Below are 17286 nucleotides of genomic sequence, written 5' to 3'. Positions count from 1 at the left end.
CCCCGGGCTCAACCACCACACTGCACTCATGCCCGATCTTGTCGCCCTGCTCAAGGCCTCGCACGCCGAACCCGGCGGAGCCGTCACCCTGGCCCTGACGCTGCTCGCCGTGGGGGTGGGGCATCGCGGGTGGGCGGTGGCCGGCGTCGCGGCGGCGATCGGCGCCACCCAGCTCTCCGTCGGGTGGGTCAACGACTGGCTCGACGCCGACCGGGACCGGGCCACGGGACGGACCGACAAGCCCGTGGCGGTGGGGGCTGTCTCCCGGCGTACCGTCGGCATCGCGGGCCTGATCGCCTCGCTGGCCATCCCGCTGCTGGGGCTGCCCTTCGGCCCGGCCGCGACCGTCTGCATCACGCTGGTGGGCGCGTTCGCGCTGCTCTACGACTGGCCGCTCAAGTCAACGCCGCTGTCGGTCGTGCCCTACCTGGTCGCGTTCGGCCTGATGCCGGCCTTCGTGGTGCTCGCCCTGCCCGGCCACCCCTGGCCGCCCGCATGGCTGGTCGCCGCCGGCGCGCTGCTGGGCGGCGGCGCGCACTTCGCCAACGCGCTGCCGGACCTCGCGGACGACGCCGCCACCGGCGTGGTGGGCCTCCCGCACCGGCTCGGTGCCGCCTGGTCGCAAGTCGTCGCGGGAGCGCTGCTGCTCGCGGCGACACTCACTCTTGTCTTCGGACCGACCGGGCCGCCGTCGTGGCCGGGCATCGCGGCCGCCGCGGCCGCCGTCGTGGTCCTGCCTTTCGGTTGGTACGCGGGAAAGAAAGCGCTGAAACGGGGTACCCGCCAGGTGGCCATGTTCCGTTCGGTGATCGTGGTGGCGCTGATCGACGTCGTTCTGCTGGTCCTCAGCGGGCGCGTGGTCTGAAAGGCCTGTGTTGTCGGCCATGGCGACGCCGAGACGGAGTCCAGGTTTCGTCTCGCAAGTGGGCCGGACGGCCGGATACCGGGGTTGTATCCGGCCGTTCGGACCGCGCCGCGAGGCGGAAGCTGGGCCCGTCGCAGGCCGCCATGGCCGGCCACACAGGCCTTTAGGACGGGTCGGCGTACGCGCCGGATCTCGGCCCTCTAGGCTGATCGGCGGAGCATTCTCGAGTTTCTTGGAGGACTGTGATGCGCTCGCTGGGAACCCGCCGCGCCTTCCTGGCCACGGGTGTCGCCACGGTGGCCGCGATCGCGCTCGCCGGATGCAGCGCCGGCCAGGTCGCCGAGACGGCGCTCAAGCAGGCCTCCAACCCGGGCGTCAACATCGACAACTCCAACGGCAGCGTGGTCATCCGCAACCTCTCGGTGCAGTATCCGGGCGTCGAGGGCTACGCGGCGGGCGACAACGCGCCCCTCGAGGTCGGCATCTACAACCAGACCAAGCAGCCCGTCACCGTGCTGGTGAGCAGCCAGCCGCTCGCAGGGGCCGGCGAGGGGCAGGGCGTCGTCTCCGCGCGGCAGGTGGGCCTGGTGGGCGGCGGCGCCGCGACCCCGTCGGCCGCCTCGTCGGCGATCCCGGAGCCGTCCGGCAGCCGCCCGTCGGACACCGAGGACGACCAGAACAGCGAGCAGATCCCGACGCCGAGCGGCAACCCGAGCCCCGGCGAGACGCCGTCCACCGCGCCCGCGGCGACCGGCGCGGCCCGCCCGGCCCGCCTCGAGATCGGCCCGCTGAGCTCGGTCACGTTCCTGCCGGGCGACAAGGAGCAGCTGCAGGCCCTCGGGCTTACCGGCAAGCTGTCCCCGGGCGGCTCGGTCAACCTGGTCTTCGAGTTCAGCAACGGCGCCGACCCGCTGGTCGTGCAGGCCCCGGTCAGCGTCCCGCTCTCGCCGGCCTCGCGCGCTCCGGGCAACCCGGCCGAGGGTGCCGAGAACGAGCACCAGGACAACACGGGTGAGTCGGGGGACTAGTCCCTGCTTTGTCATACGGTCCGGCTAGCGTGGCCGGTGTGACGACTTCCCGCACTCGAACAGACCCGCGCCCGGCCTATCAGTGCGACGCGTGCGGGCACCAGCCACCCAAGTGGCTGGGGCGCTGCCCGGAGTGCAACGAGTGGGGCTCGATCATCGAGTCCACGATGACCGGTCCGGTGGTCTCCGGGCGCGTGGTCAGCTCGCGGCTGCCGTCCGAGCCGGCCCGTCCCATCGCGACGATCAGCGCGGCTCCCGCCAAGGCGGTGCCCAGCGGCGTCAGTGAGCTCGACCGGGTCCTCGGTGGCGGCCTGGTCCCCGGCGCGGTGGTGCTGCTGGCCGGCGAGCCGGGCGTGGGCAAGTCGACCCTCCTGCTCGACGTCGCGCAGCAGTGGGCGGCCGGCGCGGGCACCCCGTCCCTCGTGGTCAGCGGCGAGGAGTCGGTCAGCCAGGTGCGGCTGCGCGCCGAGCGGCTCGGCGCCCTGCACGACCGGCTCTACCTCGCGTCCGAGAGCGACCTGGGCGCCGTCATCGGGCACCTCGACGCCGTCAAGCCGGGGCTGCTCATCATCGACTCGGTGCAGACGATCTCGGCTCCGGGCACCGAGGGCGTGCCCGGCGGCGTCACCCAGGTGCGTGCCGTCACCGCCGCGCTGGTCAGTGTCGCCAAGGAGCGCGGCGTCGCCACCGTGCTGGTCGGGCACGTCACCAAGGACGGGTCGGTCGCCGGCCCGCGCGTGCTCGAGCACCTCGTCGACGTCGTCCTGCACTTCGAGGGCGACAAGCACTCGTCGCTGCGGCTGGTGCGCGGGGTCAAGAACCGCTTCGGCGCGGCCGACGAGGTGGGCTGCTTCGAGATGCACGAGAGCGGCATCGTCAGCCTGGCCGACCCGTCCGGCCTCTTCCTCACCCGCTACAACGAGCCGGTGCCGGGCACCTGCGTGACGGTGGCGATGGAGGGCCGGCGAGCCATGGTGACCGAGGTGCAGGCGCTGATCGGGGCGCAGGTGCAGGGCTCGCCACGGCGTACGGTCTCCGGCCTCGACAGCGCCCGGCTGGCGATGGTGCTGGCCGTCCTCCAGCGCCGGATGGAGAAGATCAAGCTCCACGACCGCGAGGTCTTCGCCGCGACGGTCGGCGGCATCCGGATCACCGAGCCGTCGGCCGACCTGGCCATGGCGCTGGCGGTGGCATCGGGAGCGCTCAACCTCGCGATGGCACCGCACCTCGCGGCGATCGGCGAGGTGGGCCTGACCGGCGAGGTGCGCCGGGTGGGCGCGGCGGAGCGCCGGCTGGCGGAGGCAGCCCGGCTGGGTTTCCGCTTCGCTCTGGTGCCGCCCGGGTGCGCTCCGGAGTCGCCGCCCAAGGGCATGCGGGTCGTGGAGGTGGGCGATCTGCAGACGGCGGTGCAGTGGGCCGCCAGAGCCTCGGCGGAGTGAGGCCGGTGCCGCCCTTGTCATTACTCGGCGTAAGCGACGATCACGCTACGGAGCATCGGCCGAACCGCGGCTCGTTGACCTGGATGACAGTCCGTAGAATGTCCAGGTGCCGCTCGACCGCGATGCCTCCGCCAACCGTCCTGCCAACGGGGCTGCCCCGGGCATCAACGGGTCGGCAGCCCGTCCGATGACCCCCACGACGCCCGGCCTGACCGGCGGCGGGGTCAGCGGCGACCCGCTCCGCGCCAACCTCGCCCTCATGGCTCCCGGCACCGCGCTGCGCGACGGCCTCGAGCGCATCCTGCGCGGCCGCACCGGCGCGCTGATCGTCCTCGGCTACGACGAGGTCGTGGAGCGCATCTGCACCGGCGGCTTCCCCCTGGACGTCGAGTTCTCGGCCACCCGCCTGCGTGAGCTGTGCAAGATGGACGGCGCGGTCGTCCTCTCCAGCGACGGCACCCGCATCGTGCGCGCGGCCGTCCACCTCATGCCCGACCCGGACATCCCGTCGGAGGAGTCCGGCACCCGCCACCGCACCGCGGAACGCGTCGCCAAGCAGTCCGGCTACCCGGTCATCTCGGTGAGCCAGTCGATGCGCATCATCGGCCTGTACGTGAACGGCCAGCGCCACGTCCTCGACGACTCGGCCGCGATCCTGTCCCGCGCCAACCAGGCCCTCGCCACGCTGGAACGCTACAAGCTACGCCTCGACGAGGTGTCCGGCACGCTCTCGGCGCTGGAGATAGAAGATTTGGTCACGGTCCGTGACGCGGTCGCGGTGGTGCAGCGCCTCGAGATGGTGCGCCGCATCGCCGACGAGATCTCCGGCTACGTGGTGGAGCTCGGCACGGACGGCCGGCTGCTCGCCCTCCAGCTCGACGAGCTGATGGCCGGCGTGGACTCCGACCGCACCCTGGTCATCCGCGACTACCTGCCGACCGGCCGCAAGGCCCGCACCCTCGACGAGGCCCTGGTCGAGCTGGACCTGCTGACGGCCACCGAGATGATCGACCTGGTGGCGGTCGCGAAGGCGATCGGCTACGCGGGCGCCTCCGACGCCCTGGACGCGGCGGTGAGCCCTCGCGGCTTCCGGCTGCTGGCCAAGGTGCCCCGGTTGCCGGCCCAGATCGTGGAGCGGCTGGTGGACCACTTCGGCAGCCTGCAACGCCTCCTCGGCGCCACGGTCGAAGACCTGCAGGCGGTCGAGGGCGTCGGCGACGCCCGCGCCCGGGGAGTGCGCGAGGGGCTGTCCCGGCTCGCCGAGGCCTCGATCCTCGAGCGCTACGTCTAGCCTCGCCGGCTCCACCAGCCGGGCTCAGGCCGCTGGGCTTCAAGCGGCCGGGCCTCAGCCGGCCACGCTTCAAGCGGCCCAGGCTTCAAGCGGCTCCGACTCAATTGGACCGGATTCATGCGGCCCGCGCTTTAAGCGGCGCGGGCCTCAGGAGGCCGGCGTCAGGCGGTCAGGGTGATGGTTACCGGGGCGCTCACTTTCCCGCCCAGGCGGGCGCGCACCTGGTACTGCCCGGCCGGCGGCGCCGTGCCGGCCGCCAGGCCCGCGGAGCACTTGTTCGACTGGCGCCCGTTCCACGTCACGTTGTACTCCCGCTCACCGTTCGGCGGGATCTGGCGGACATCCGAGCCCTTGGCGTTGCTGCACGTGTCCGACGACCAGATCTTCTGCACGCCCGACTCGATGTAGAGCTCCTGCAGGTCGGCGCCGACGTCACGGGAGCAGGCGCGGGCCGACACGTTCTTGATCTTCAGCCGGATCTCGATCGGGACGCCACGGCGGGCCGTCGTGCCGGCCGGGATGGGGGTCACCGAGATCTCCGCGTCGGTGCACGAGCCGTCGGCGGGGACCGTCACGTTGGTGTTCGTGCCGGTGCCCGTGCCGTCGCCCTCGTCGTCCGGGCCGGGAGCCGGCTGACCGTCCGTGCCGGCGGACTGCAGGTCCTCGGGATCCGGCAGGGACGGGTTACCCGCGCCCGCGGGCGGGTCGATGAAGGACGGCTCGTCGCCGTCCGGGGTCTTCGACGCCGGGGCGGGGATCGGGGCCTGCGACGATGCCCCCGTGCCGCGCTTGCTGTCGTCGTCACCGCCGGAGCAGGAGACGAACAGCACGATGACGCCGAGGATGAGTGCACCCAGCACCACACCTCGACGCCGCCAGTACACGGCGGCAGGAAGGGGACCAACCGTCGTACGCATGATGGGAGCACCGTATCGCCGAGACGCCACCGCGGCGGGCGCGACGCGCCGGGTTATGCGACACCGGCTCGTTTACTGATCGTCAGAGATACACCTTGCGCTGGTACACGGCGTGAGCACCGGCGACCCGGTCCAGGAACAGCTTCCCGGCGCAGTGGTCGATCTCGTGCTGCAGGGCGCGGGCCTCGAAGGCGTCGGTCGCCAGGCGCACGGCTGCGCCCGTACCCGGAAGGACGGCCTCGACCACGACGCGGCCGGCGCGTTTCACGTCTCCGGTCAGGTCCGGCACGGACATGCAACCCTCGCGGCCGGGCCGCCACCGGCTGGCCTCCACCACCCGGGCGTTGCACAACACGAACGTGCCGTGCGACGTCGCCGTCTTCGGATGCTGGGTGACGTCCACGACGAAGACCTGCGCGCCCACTCCGACCTGCGGCGCGGCGAGGCCGACGCAGCCGGGCGAGACCCGCATGGTGGCCACCAGGTCGGCCGCGAGCTGGACGATCTCGGGGTCCACCGGGTCCACCTCGGCGCCGACCCGGCTCAGCACCTCGGCGGGGGCGGTGACCACGGGCAGGACCCGGCCCTCGACACCGAGCACATCGGGTTTCCAGTCGGCCAGCGCGTCGCTCACAGGACGTCCGATTCCGCGCGCCGCAGCGTCACGTCGACGCCCAGCTCCTCGGCCGCCACGGCAAGGCGTACGCCGAGCTCCTCGGCCGCGGCCTCGGGCAGGTCCACCTCGGCGACCAGCACGTACAGCGGGCCGGTCAGCCGGGTGGTCAGGTCGGTGATGTTCCCGCCGGCCGCGGCGACCACCCGGGTGACCGCGGCGACGATGCCCAGCCGGTCGGCGCCGTGCACACTCACCAGCCACGGTTCGCCGCCGCTGCCCGACTCGGCCTCGGGCTCCACCGCGCGAACCGTGGCCAGCAGCCCGCTGAGCGGTTCCAGCGCCTTCTCGACGTCCCCGGCGGACGCTCCGGTGCAGATCAGCGTCATCGCGAAGTGCCCGCGCAGCCGGGTCATCGTCGAGTCGGAGAGGTTGGCACCGACGCCGGCGAGCGCCTCGGAGACGTCGGCGATGATGCCGGTGCGGTCCGGGCCTATGACGGTGATGGCGAGCTCGTTCATCCGGGCATCTTAAGCTTGCCCGGTTATGACGCTCGCCGAATCCGCCATCCGTTGGTACGACAGCAACGCCCGCGACCTGCCGTGGCGGGTCCCCGGCACCAGCGCCTGGGCGGTGCTGGTCAGCGAGGTGATGCTGCAGCAGACCCCCGTCGTCCGCGTGGAGCCCGCCTGGCACGCCTGGATGAACCGCTGGCCCACCCCCGCCGACCTGGCCCAGGATCCCCCGTCCGAGGCGATCCGGATGTGGGGCCGGCTGGGCTATCCGCGCCGCGCCATGCGGCTGCACGCCTGCGCGGTGGCGCTGGTGGAACGGCACGGCGGTCAGGTGCCCGATGACCTCGACCAGCTGCTCGCGCTGCCGGGTGTGGGTACGTACACCGCTCGGGCGGTGGCGACTTTCGCGTACGGGCAGCGTCACCCGGTCGTGGACACCAACGTGCGGCGCGTGGTCTCCCGCGCGGTGGCCGGGGACCCGGACGCCGGCCCGACCACCACGACGGCCGACCTGACCGCCATGGCGGAGCTGCTGCCGGAGGAGCCGGCCCTGGCGGCCCGCGCCAGCATCGCGTTCATGGAACTGGGCGCGATCGTCTGCACCGCACGGTCGCCGCGCTGCCCCGAGTGCCCCTTCGAGACGGTCTGCGCCTGGCGGCTCAGCGGCGCCCCGGCCCCCGAGGGCCCGACACGCCGGCCGCAACGGTACGCGGGCACCGACCGCCAGGTCCGCGGCCTGCTCCTCGAGGTGCTGCGGAACGCCACGGGACCGGTGCCCCGGCAACGCCTCGACGTCGTGTGGGCCGACGACGTGCAGCGGGCCCGCGCCCTCGCCGGCCTGGTCACGGACGGGCTGGTCGAGCCGCTCGACTCCGACGCCGACCGCTTCGTGCTCGCCGGCGACCATCCGCTCCGCTATCCGACCCTGCAATAAGGGGCGACCGGTCCGCCCTTACCTGCGGGCACCAGCCGCTTTCATTCGAGAGACGCTTCGCAGGCGTCGTTCTTGCCCCAGTTGCCGAGTGCGACGATCGCCTCGCGCAAGGCGAGCCCGCGATCGGTCAGCGCATAGGCCCGAGTGTTGTGTCGAAGGGGCAGGCGGAACAGCACGCCGGCCGCTTCGAGCTCTCGCAGGCGTGTCGCGAGGATGTTCGTCGGCACGCCGAGGTCGCGCTGCAGATCGCCGTAGCGTTGGGGCCCGTCGAGCAGCCGCTCCACGATGAGCAGGGCCCACCGTGCTCCGACGATGTCGAGGGCCGCGGCGAGGTCGCTCACGTGGCCGGGTCGGCGTCCGCCTTCATCCAGAACGGTGAGTAGTGGTAGCCGTCGGGGTCGTCGAACTGGCGCTGGTACATGAAGGGGTAGTCGTCGGTGTCACCGATCCGCCCGCCGGCGGCGCCGGCCCGGTCGACGAGCTCGTCGACCGCCTCGCGGCTGCCCAGGTCGAACGAGACCGTGACCTTCGAGGGCGTCTGAGGTCCGCCGATCAACTCTTCGACTCCGCCGACGCTCGCGTACATCTCGCGGCTGCCGAGCATGACGTACTGCCCGGGCGCGATCGCGAAGCACGACACGTTGTCGTCGGACATGTCGGTGTTGAGGGTCCAGCCGAGGGCGGTGTAGAAGGCGGTTGCGCGCTCGACGCTCTCGACCGGGCAGGTGATGAAGAGGCTCATGCGACCCATACTTGCAAAATGCAAGTGGATCGTCAAGGGGCGCGCGGGGCGCTGGGCTGCGGGATGCTAGGCCGGCACCGGGTCCGGATACGGCCGCTCGACCGGCAACAATGCCGGATCACGGTTCGCGGCGATTCCCCGCGCCAGCGCGGTCACGTCCGTGATCGCCACCGTCCACTCGTCCACGTACCGCTGGACCGCCTCACCGCTCAGCCCGAGCTGGAGCGACCGATACGGCAACGGCGTCAGCTGCAGGGACCGCTCAGGATCCCACTGCACACGTACGGGGCTGCGCCGCAACCGCCGCGACCACTCCGCCCGGCTCTCGCCCGTGGACCGGTCGTAGTGGCTGAGACAGGCGTGGGAGACCGCCCAGTCGAAGCCCTCGCGGGTGATCTCGACGGCGAGGACGCGTTCCTGGCCGGGCTTGGTGGCCCAGCCGCAGCGGTACATCATCCACAGGAACGACGGCTTGACCCACGTCATCCGGTCACGCTTGAACGGGTCCACGAACCGTCCCGCCCGCACGGCCGGCCCGGCGATCGCCTCGGAGTACGCCTGGTAGACGGTGATCGTGCGGTCGGTGTACGCGGCACGGATCTGCCGATACGGAACATCCATCCGTTGATGATCAACGATCGGTGCTGTTCCGGGCGACCGAAATACGCGCCGTTATGGCCGCGCGGAGACCGTCGTGCGCCGGGCTGAGCGCATGCGCGGGGTCCTGCCACCGTTCCCGGGGGTACAGCCACACGGGCATGCGCCTGAGGTCGGGCGGCTCCCACTCGTACCGTGGCCAGATGTGCGCGTGCAGGTATGGGTCGGTGTTGCCCAGGATCTCGAGGTTGATCCGCCGGAAGGCGGAGTCCTGTTCCGCGCAGGCCTGTTCGACGGCAGCGCCCAGCCTCTCCATGCTGTCGAGGAATGCCAGCCGGCGCGGCCGGGGCAGGTCGCTGAGCCGTTCGACGCCGGGGTCGTCCGTCAGCAGGACGCAGTAGCCCGGCAGCCACTGCACGTCCCCGATGACGGCGAAGCCTTCCGGTAGCCGCGCCAGAACCGTGGGGTTCTCCCCTCGGTGCGCCGCGCCGATGCGATCCGTACGCCAATCCTCCGAACGCGGAACGGCCCGGTGCTGATGCACCGGGCCGTTCTGCTGCACTTCGTGAGGCTTACTCGTCGGCCGCAGCCGCGCCGAGGTCGGCCGGGACGGCGTCGGGGACCACGGATCCCCGGTCGGCGCCCTTGAAGACCAGCTTGGACTTGTCGGTGTTCTCGGGGTCGCCCTCGCAGTCCACCACGACGATCTGGCCGGGGCGCAGCTCGTTGAAGAGGATCTGCTCGCTGAGGGTGTCCTCGAGGTCCCGCTGGATCGTCCGGCGCAGCGGCCGGGCGCCCAGGACGGGGTCGAAGCCCTTCTTCGCCAGGTACTTCTTCGCGTTCTCGGTCAGCTCGAGGCCCATGTCCTTGTTCTTGAGCTGGGTCTCGATCCGGGAGGTGAAGATGTCGACGATCTCGAGGATCTCGTTCTGGCGCAGCTGGTGGAAGACGATCGTGTCGTCGATGCGGTTGAGGAACTCCGGGCGGAAGTGCTGCTTCAGCTCGTCGTTGACCTTGACCTTCATCCGCTCGTAGTTGGACTCCTCCGCCTCCGAGGCCTGGAAGCCCAGCGACACCGCCTTGGCCACGTCGCGCGTGCCCAGGTTGGTGGTCAGGATGATCACCGTGTTCTTGAAGTCCACGATGCGCCCCTGACCGTCGGTGAGGCGGCCGTCCTCCAGGATCTGCAGGAGGGTGTTGAAGACGTCCGGGTGGGCCTTCTCGATCTCGTCGAAGAGGACCACGGAGAACGGCTTGCGGCGGACCTTCTCGGTCAGCTGGCCACCCTCGTCGTAGCCGACGTATCCGGGGGGCGCACCGACGAGGCGGGACACCGTGTAGCGGTCGTGGAACTCGGACATGTCCAGCTGGATCAGCGCGTCCTCGGAGCCGAACAGGAACTCCGCGAGCGCCTTGGACAGCTCGGTCTTACCGACACCGGACGGGCCGGCGAAGATGAACGAGCCCGAGGGGCGCTTCGGGTCCTTCAGGCCGGCGCGGGTACGCCGGATGGCCTTGGAGACGGCCTTGACCGCGTCCTCCTGGCCGATGACGCGCTTGTGGAGCTCGTCCTCCATGCGCAGCAGCCGGGACGTCTCCTCCTCGGTGAGCTTGTAGACCGGGATGCCGGTCCAGTTGCCCAGGACCTCGGCGATCTGCTCGTCGTCGACCTCGGACACGACGTCGAGGTCGCCGGCCTTCCACTCCTTCTCCCGCTGCGCCTTCTGGCCCAGCAGCTGCTTCTCCTTGTCGCGCAGCTGCGCGGCCCGCTCGAAGTCCTGCGCGTCGATCGCGGACTCCTTGTCGCGGCGGACCTGGGCGATGCGCTCGTCGAAGTCGCGCAGGTCCGGCGGCGCGGTCATCCGGCGGATGCGCATCCGCGCGCCGGCCTCGTCGATGAGGTCGATGGCCTTGTCCGGCAGGAAGCGGTCCGAGATGTACCGGTCGGCCAGCGTCGCCGCGGCCACCAGGGCGGCGTCGGTGATGCTGATCCGGTGGTGCGCCTCGTACCGGTCGCGCAGGCCCTTGAGGATCTCGATGGTGTGCGCCAGCGACGGCTCACCCACTTGGATCGGCTGGAAGCGGCGCTCGAGCGCGGCGTCCTTCTCGAGGTGCTTGCGGTACTCGTCCAGGGTCGTCGCACCGATCGTCTGGAGCTCACCACGCGCGAGCATGGGCTTCAGAATCGAGGCGGCGTCGATCGCACCCTCGGCGGCGCCGGCGCCGACCAGGGTGTGAATCTCGTCGATGAACAGGATGATGTCGCCCCGGGTGCGGATCTCCTTGAGCACCTTCTTGAGGCGCTCCTCGAAGTCACCGCGGTAGCGGGAACCGGCGACCAGCGCGCCCAGGTCGAGCGTGTAGAGCTGCTTGTCCTTCAGCGTCTCGGGCACCTCGCCCTTGACGATGGACTGCGACAGCCCCTCGACGACCGCGGTCTTGCCGACGCCCGGCTCGCCGATCAGCACCGGGTTGTTCTTGGTGCGGCGGGAGAGCACCTGCATGACCCGCTCGATTTCCTTCTCCCGGCCGATGACCGGGTCGAGCTTGCCCTCGCGGGCGGCCTGGGTCAGGTTGCGACCGAACTGGTCGAGCACCAGGGAGGTGGAAGGAGCGGCCTCGCCCGCCGCGGCACCGGCAGCGGCCGGCTCCTTGCCCTGGTAGCCCGAGAGCAGCTGGATGACCTGCTGGCGGACCCGGTTGAGGTCGGCGCCGAGCTTGACCAGCACCTGGGCGGCGACGCCCTCGCCCTCACGGATCAGCCCGAGCAGGATGTGCTCCGTGCCGATGTAGTTGTGGCCGAGCTGCAAGGCCTCGCGCAGCGAGAGCTCCAGCACCTTCTTGGCCCGCGGGGTGAACGGGATGTGTCCGCTCGGCGCCTGCTGACCCTGGCCGATGATCTCCTCAACCTGCTGCCGGACCCCCTCGAGGGAGATGCCGAGGCTCTCCAGAGCCTTCGCGGCAACACCTTCGCCCTCGTGGATCAGGCCGAGCAGGATGTGCTCTGTCCCGATGTAGTTGTGGTTGAGCATCCGGGCCTCTTCTTGGGCCAGGACGACAACCCGTCGCGCTCGGTCGGTGAACCGCTCGAACATGCCCTCGTGCTCCTCACGTGCCGTGCGCCAATGCTGAGCCTGTCTCAACAGCTGGCGGGGCCAGCGCACGGGCATCGGTGATACCCGTGCTGTAACTCTATCGCCGCCGGGTGACTCTGCTGGGCCCTCGAGCCCTCTCGGGACGTCCTGCGCCGATGATTCCCCCAACTTCGCACGCTCAACGGCTGTTCCCCACCCCTGCGGAGTACGCGGACAGCGAAATCCCGGACGCAACGATCCCGGCCGCGAACCCGTCCACAGCCTGTGGACAACGCCGTCCACTCCTGTGGATAACTTACGCATGCCGGGCGGGAGAACGCGGGAAAAGCAGCAGGGTCCGCAGCGCCTGAGCGCTACGGACCCTGTGGAAAGTGTTCGGCTCGGCAACCGGCCGCCCGGTGGAGGGAATCAGGGCGGCAGGTCCCCCGCAGGGGACGTCAGCAGCCGGTTCCCGCGCCGGGAACGTCAGCGACCGGGCCCCTTGGCGTGGAACTCGTCCACGATCTCCTGGGGGATGCGACCCCGGTCGGAGATCTCCTTGCCGTTCTTCTTGGCCCACTCCCGGATGGCCTTGTTCTGCTCCCGGTCGGCGGTGGCACCGCCCCGGCCCCGGGCCGCCCGACCGCCCACGACCACCCCGCCGCGGGCGACCTTCGACCCGGCGGCGACGTACGGCGCGAAGACGTCGCGCAATTTCGCCGCGTTCTTGTCGGACAGGTCGATCTCATACTGAATGCCGTCGAGGGCGAACTTGACGGTCTCGTCGGCATCACCACCGTCGAGGTCGTCGACCAGCTTGTGAATGATCTGCTTGGCCACGCGCCGTTATCCTCCCGAACACAGGTTCTCTCGTCAGACAATCCCCTGCGGAGAACAATAACGCTATCCCCGCGTGATCCGTCAATGCGGGCCTTGATATCGACTTCTGCACGCACCAACGCGACAACGCGGCGTTTCGGCGAATGCGGTGCCGCGGCAGCGCCCGCGACCGGGCGATTCCCATTCAGGAGCGGCCATCGCGCACGGCATTCGCAGGCGCGCGGATCAGCGATCGCGCGGCCCGGCCGACCACCGTAAACACTTCGCGAACACGGCCGGGCCTGCACCTGCGACTCAGCCACGTCGATCCGCTGGAGTCACGGAGCGTACCGATCAGAAAAGGACCCTTTCCGGGGTGCGCGGCCGGGCCTTCCCCCTCGCCGGACCGGCCCGTCGCACGGGCCAGGCGGCCAGGAGCCGCCGTAGGGCGAAAATATCGAAGCCGCATTGTGATGATCGGCCGGGCCTGTCGCGATGTCCCACCGACGCCGGGCCGACGGCAAAAACGCCCCGGCACCATACCTCGATAGAGATCTGTGCCCGCCGCGTTGCTGTGAGTCACAAACGGCGTTTATCGCGGGCAATTAAGGGAGGCCGGAGCGCAGGCCTGCCCCGCCGATCCGGACGTTGCACCTTATCGCGGCCCCAACCGGCGGTCAGCCGACATTCCGCTCATAGACCATGCGCAGCCCGATCAGGGTGATCATCGGCTCGTGCGCGGTGATGGTCCGGCACTCGTCCTTCACCAGCCAGGCCAGCCCCCCGGTGGCGATGACCGAACGCACCCCGCCCAATTCGGCGGCCATCAGCTCCACGATGCGGTCCACCTGCCCGGCCACCCCGAAATAGAGCCCGGACTGCAGACACTCGACCGTGTTCTTGCCGATGACCGACCGCGGCTTGGCGGGTTCCACCTTGCGCAACTGAGCGGCCCGGGCTGCCAGCGCGTCGAACGAGATCTCGATCCCGGGCGCGAAAGCCCCACCCAGGAACTCCCCCTTGGCACTGATCACGTCGAAATTCGTGGTGGTCCCGAAGTCCACGACGATCGACGGCCCCCCGTACAGGGCATGCGCGGCCAGGGTGTTGACCACCCGGTCGGCGCCGACCTCCTTGGGGTTGTCGATGGCGAGCTGCACCCCGGTCTTCACGCCGGGCTCCACGATCACGTTCGGCAGATCCCCGTAATAGCGCCCCAGCATCGTGCGCAACGACCGCAACGCGGCCGGCACGGTGGAGCAGGCAGCCACCCCACTGATCTCCACGGCGTCGCCGGCAAGCAGCCCCCGGAACATGAGCCCCAGCTCATCGGCGGTCGACCGGGCATCGGTCTTGATCCGCCAGCTGTGCACGATCTTGTCGCCGTCGAACGTCGCCAGGACGGTGTTGGTGTTGCCGATGTCGATGCAGAGAAGCACGATCAAAACCTTAACGGTCAAAGGTACGGGCGTTGGCGCCCACAACCGCAACACCGTCCCCCACCCGCACAGGGGACCCCAGCCAGGGGAAACATGGCCTCCCTGCCGGGCCCCCGCTTCGTGCGGAGGCGGAGGAGCGGCCCACGGCCCACACGCCTCGGGCCTTGCTTCGCCGTCGGCCAGGGCGACCATCCTGAGGATCCGGCGGCAGCGCGGTATCCCGGCCTCCCACGCACCGACCGTCCGGCCGGCGTTCAGGCGACGTGCAGGTCCAAGGCGATGTCGAGGATCGGCGACGAGTGGGTCAGCCCGCCCACCGAGAGGTAGTCCACCCCCGTGGCGGCGTAGGCGCCCACCGTCGCCAGCGTCAGGTTGCCGGTGGCCTCCAGCTCGGTACGGTCGCCGACCCGTTCCACGACCGAGCGGAGCAGTTCCGGCGACATGTTGTCGCAGAGCAGGAAGCCGGCGCCCGCCTCGACCGCCTCTTCCGCCTCGGCCAGGGTGGTCACCTCGACCTGCACCGCCACGTCCGGGAACCGTTCGCGGACCAGCCGGTAGGCCGCCGTGATGCTCCCCGCGGCAAGCTTGTGGTTGTCCTTGATCATGGCGACGTCGTAGAGGCCCATGCGCTTGTTGGTGCCCCCGCCGACCCGGACGGCGTACTTCTCGAGGACGCGCAGGCCCGGAGTCGTCTTGCGGGTGTCGAGCACGGTGGCTTTGGTGCCGGCGAGCTCATCGGCCCACTTGCGGGTGTGCGTCGCCACCCCGGACAGGCGGCACAGCAGGTTGAGGGCCGTACGCTCCGCGGTCAGCAGCGCCCGCGTCGGACCGGTGATCACGGCGAGCACGTCACCACGCTCCACCCGGGCACCCTCCTCCACCTGCTGGTCGAAGGTCGCGGTGCCACCCGACGTCGCCGCGAAGACCTGGGCCGCGACCGGCAGACCGGCCACCACCCCGGCGGCACGGGCCACCAGTTCGGCCGTGTCGACCTGGTCGGCGGGGATGGTCGCCTCACTGGTGACGTCCCGCGGCGGGTCACCGAGGTCCTCCGCCAGCGCCGTGTAGACGACCCGCTCGACCTCGGCCAGGTCCAGTCCCTCACTCATGCTGCGCCTTCCTCGACATGGGCACCCCTCGACTGGGGAGCACGCATTGCAACGCCGACAGTCTCCCCGGCGCACGACTCGAACGCGGCCGCGCCCCCGGCCCGTAGCCACTCAGCCGGCCGACCCCACCCCGGGGAGACCCCGCCCGCACCCGGACCTCGTAGGGCGCGGCCGGTTCGGCCACGCCCTTGAGAACGTCGAGATCCTGGATCCGGGTGCCTATCAGGGCGTCCGCGGTGGGGTGGCCGGTGAGCCGGTCATGCCATTTCCTCGAACGTCTGGGTCAGGGTGCCCTCGCGGTCGATCGAGTCGAGGAGGTGGCCGCGCCATTCGTCAGCGGCGTTGGGGTGGTCCTCGCGCCAGTGGCAGCCGCGGGTTTCGCGGCGTTCGTGGGCCGAGGCGACCAGGGCCGTGGCCACGGTGAGGAGGTTGGTGGCTTCCCAGGCCGCGTTGCGGGGGGTGCCGTGCTGTTCGCCGAGGCGGGCGAGCTCCTTCGCCGTGGCCGCGAGGGAGTCCGCCGAGCGCAGCACGCCCGCGCCGCGGGTCATCGCGCGCTGGAGGTCGCCGCGGATGGCGGGGGCGGCCACCCAGCCCGGGTCGCCGGTGGCCGGGACCGGGTCGGACTGCGGGGGCAGGTCGCGGGCGATGTCGTCGGCGATGCGCCGGGAGAAGACGAGGCCTTCCAGCAGCGAGTTGCTGGCCAGGCGGTTGGCGCCGTGGACGCCGGTGCAGGCCACCTCGCCGCAGGCGTACAGGCCCGGGATGGAGGTGCGGCCGTGCAGGTCGGTGCGGACGCCGCCGGAGGCGTAGTGGGCGGCGGGGGCGACCGGGATCAGCTCCGTCGCCGGGTCGACGCCGGCCGACCGGGTGGAGGCGACGATGGTCGGGAAGCGTTGCTCGAGGAATTCCTTGCCGAGGTGGCGCGCGTCGAGGTAGACGTGGTCGGCGCCGGTGGCGCGGAGGACCCGGTGGATGCCCTTCGCGACGACGTCGCGGGGTGCCAGCTCGGCCAGCTCGTGCTGGCCCACCATGAACCGCTTGCCGTTCTCGTCGACGAGGTGGGCGCCTTCGCCGCGGAGGGCCTCGGAGATCAGCGGCCGCTGCACCGAGGTGACGCTCGCGGTGACGAACGAGGTGGGGTGGAACTGGACGAACTCCACGTCGGTGACGGTTGCGCCGGCGCGCAGGGCGAGGGCTACGCCGTCGCCGGTGGAGACGGCCGGGTTGGTGGTGGACGCGAAGATCTGGCCCATGCCGCCGGTGGCGAGCACGACCGCGCGGGCCAGGATCGCGCCGACGCCGTCCTCGGAGCCCTCGCCCAGGACGTGGAGGGTGAGGCCGCAGGCCCGGCCGTCGGCGGAGCGCAGGAGGTCCAGCACGAGCGCGTGCTCGACGAGGCGGATCCACGGGTCACGGAGCACCGCCGCGTGCAGGGCACGTTGGACCTCGGCACCGGTGGCGTCACCGCCCGCGTGCACGATGCGGTCGGCGCGGTGGCCGCCCTCGCGGGTGAGCATCAGCGACCCGTCGGCGTTGCGGTCGAACTCGGCGCCGATCCGCATGAGCTCCCGGATCCGGGCCGGGCCCTCCTCGACCAGGACGCGCACCGCGGCCGGGTCGCAGAGCCCCACGCCGGCGATCTCGGTGTCGAAGGCGTGCGCCTCGGGGGTGTCGAGCGGGTCCAGCACGGCCGCGATGCCGCCCTGGGCCCAGCGGGTCGACCCGTCGTTGATGTTGACCTTGGTGACCACCGTGACGTGCAGGCCCTGCTCGCGCAGGTGCAGCGCGGCGGTCAGGCCGGCCACGCCCGAGCCGACCACCAGCACGTCGGTGGACTCGGTCCAGCCCGGCTCGGCGGCGGCCAGGCGACGGGGAAGCGCCGGAAGGTCGGCGAGATGCGACAT

17 protein-coding genes are annotated in these 17286 nt (G+C 71.1%); 5 read left to right on the top strand and 12 right to left on the bottom strand.

The window, feature by feature from the left end:
- The first annotated feature begins 28 nt into the window (after positions 1-28).
- From AB0J80_RS00820 to disA, 4 genes are all read left to right on the top strand, one after another.
- Complete coding sequence (locus AB0J80_RS00820; protein WP_364698853.1) at positions 29-865, top strand: UbiA family prenyltransferase; 837 nt, start codon at positions 29-31, stop codon at positions 863-865.
- 245 nt (positions 866-1110) lie between these two features.
- Positions 1111-1893, top strand: a complete 783-nt coding sequence (locus tag AB0J80_RS00815; protein ID WP_364698851.1) for a hypothetical protein — start codon at positions 1111-1113, stop codon at positions 1891-1893.
- Between the two features lie 8 nt (positions 1894-1901).
- Positions 1902-3332: a DNA repair protein RadA gene (gene radA / locus AB0J80_RS00810; protein WP_364698849.1), complete on the top strand. Its 1431-nt coding sequence runs from the start codon at positions 1902-1904 to the stop codon at positions 3330-3332.
- Positions 3333-3519: 187 nt separating this feature from the next.
- Positions 3520-4623 carry a DNA integrity scanning diadenylate cyclase DisA gene (gene disA / locus AB0J80_RS00805; RefSeq protein WP_364700126.1) on the top strand — a complete coding sequence of 368 codons (1104 nt, stop codon included), beginning with the start codon at positions 3520-3522 and terminating at the stop codon, positions 4621-4623.
- A 161-nt stretch (positions 4624-4784) separates the two neighbouring features.
- On the opposite strand, the gene AB0J80_RS00800 is transcribed toward disA, so the two are convergent.
- From AB0J80_RS00800 to AB0J80_RS00790, 3 genes are all read right to left on the bottom strand, one after another.
- Positions 4785-5540, bottom strand: coding sequence for an adhesin (locus AB0J80_RS00800; RefSeq protein ID WP_364698847.1), 756 nt, complete (start codon positions 5538-5540; stop codon positions 4785-4787).
- 82 nt (positions 5541-5622) lie between these two features.
- Positions 5623-6174, bottom strand: coding sequence for a peptide deformylase (locus AB0J80_RS00795; RefSeq protein ID WP_364698845.1), 552 nt, complete (start codon positions 6172-6174; stop codon positions 5623-5625).
- Positions 6171-6674: an ACT domain-containing protein gene (locus AB0J80_RS00790; protein ID WP_364698843.1), complete on the bottom strand. Its 504-nt coding sequence runs from the start codon at positions 6672-6674 to the stop codon at positions 6171-6173. The genes AB0J80_RS00795 and AB0J80_RS00790 overlap by 4 nt, the downstream gene beginning before the upstream one ends.
- 25 nt (positions 6675-6699) lie before the next feature.
- On the opposite strand from AB0J80_RS00790, the gene AB0J80_RS00785 reads away from it, so the two are divergent.
- The gene (locus AB0J80_RS00785) at positions 6700-7602 is read left to right on the top strand and encodes an A/G-specific adenine glycosylase (RefSeq protein WP_364698841.1); all 903 of its coding nucleotides are present in this window, start codon (positions 6700-6702) and stop codon (positions 7600-7602) included.
- A gap of 41 nt (positions 7603-7643) precedes the next feature.
- Here the strand turns inward: AB0J80_RS00785 and AB0J80_RS00780 are convergent, their stop codons facing one another.
- The 9 genes from AB0J80_RS00780 to AB0J80_RS00740 form a co-directional block, all read right to left on the bottom strand.
- Positions 7644-7943, bottom strand: a complete 300-nt coding sequence (locus AB0J80_RS00780; RefSeq protein ID WP_364698839.1) for a helix-turn-helix domain-containing protein — start codon at positions 7941-7943, stop codon at positions 7644-7646.
- Positions 7940-8344, bottom strand: a complete 405-nt coding sequence (locus AB0J80_RS00775) for a VOC family protein (protein ID WP_364698837.1) — start codon at positions 8342-8344, stop codon at positions 7940-7942. Before AB0J80_RS00775 ends, AB0J80_RS00780 begins: the two co-directional genes overlap by 4 nt.
- A 66-nt stretch (positions 8345-8410) precedes the next feature.
- Entirely contained in the window at positions 8411-8965 is a 555-nt protein-coding gene (locus tag AB0J80_RS00770; RefSeq protein WP_364698835.1) for a DUF4291 domain-containing protein, read from the bottom strand.
- 10 nt (positions 8966-8975) lie between these two features.
- Positions 8976-9503, bottom strand: coding sequence for a diadenosine tetraphosphate hydrolase (locus AB0J80_RS00765; protein ID WP_364698833.1), 528 nt, complete (start codon positions 9501-9503; stop codon positions 8976-8978).
- Positions 9504-9513: 10 nt separating this feature from the next.
- On the bottom strand, positions 9514-12036 hold the full coding sequence (locus AB0J80_RS00760) for an ATP-dependent Clp protease ATP-binding subunit (protein ID WP_364698831.1): 2523 nt from the start codon (positions 12034-12036) through the stop codon (positions 9514-9516).
- A gap of 465 nt (positions 12037-12501) precedes the next feature.
- Positions 12502-12855, bottom strand: coding sequence for an Lsr2 family protein (locus AB0J80_RS00755; RefSeq protein WP_199510239.1), 354 nt, complete (start codon positions 12853-12855; stop codon positions 12502-12504).
- 656 nt (positions 12856-13511) lie between these two features.
- Positions 13512-14273, bottom strand: a complete 762-nt coding sequence (locus AB0J80_RS00750) for a type III pantothenate kinase (RefSeq protein WP_364700124.1) — start codon at positions 14271-14273, stop codon at positions 13512-13514.
- A 254-nt stretch (positions 14274-14527) separates the two neighbouring features.
- Positions 14528-15382, bottom strand: a complete 855-nt coding sequence (nadC, locus tag AB0J80_RS00745; RefSeq protein WP_364698829.1) for a carboxylating nicotinate-nucleotide diphosphorylase — start codon at positions 15380-15382, stop codon at positions 14528-14530.
- A gap of 257 nt (positions 15383-15639) precedes the next feature.
- Entirely contained in the window at positions 15640-17286 is a 1647-nt protein-coding gene (locus AB0J80_RS00740) for an L-aspartate oxidase (RefSeq protein ID WP_364698827.1), read from the bottom strand.

The sequence above is a fragment of the Actinoplanes sp. NPDC049548 genome (genome assembly GCF_040676695.1).
Taxonomy (GTDB): Bacteria; Actinomycetota; Actinomycetes; order Mycobacteriales; family Micromonosporaceae; genus Actinoplanes.
The sequence above is the reverse complement of the archived record's forward strand: the minus strand, read 5'-3'. Positions and strand labels throughout refer to the sequence as shown.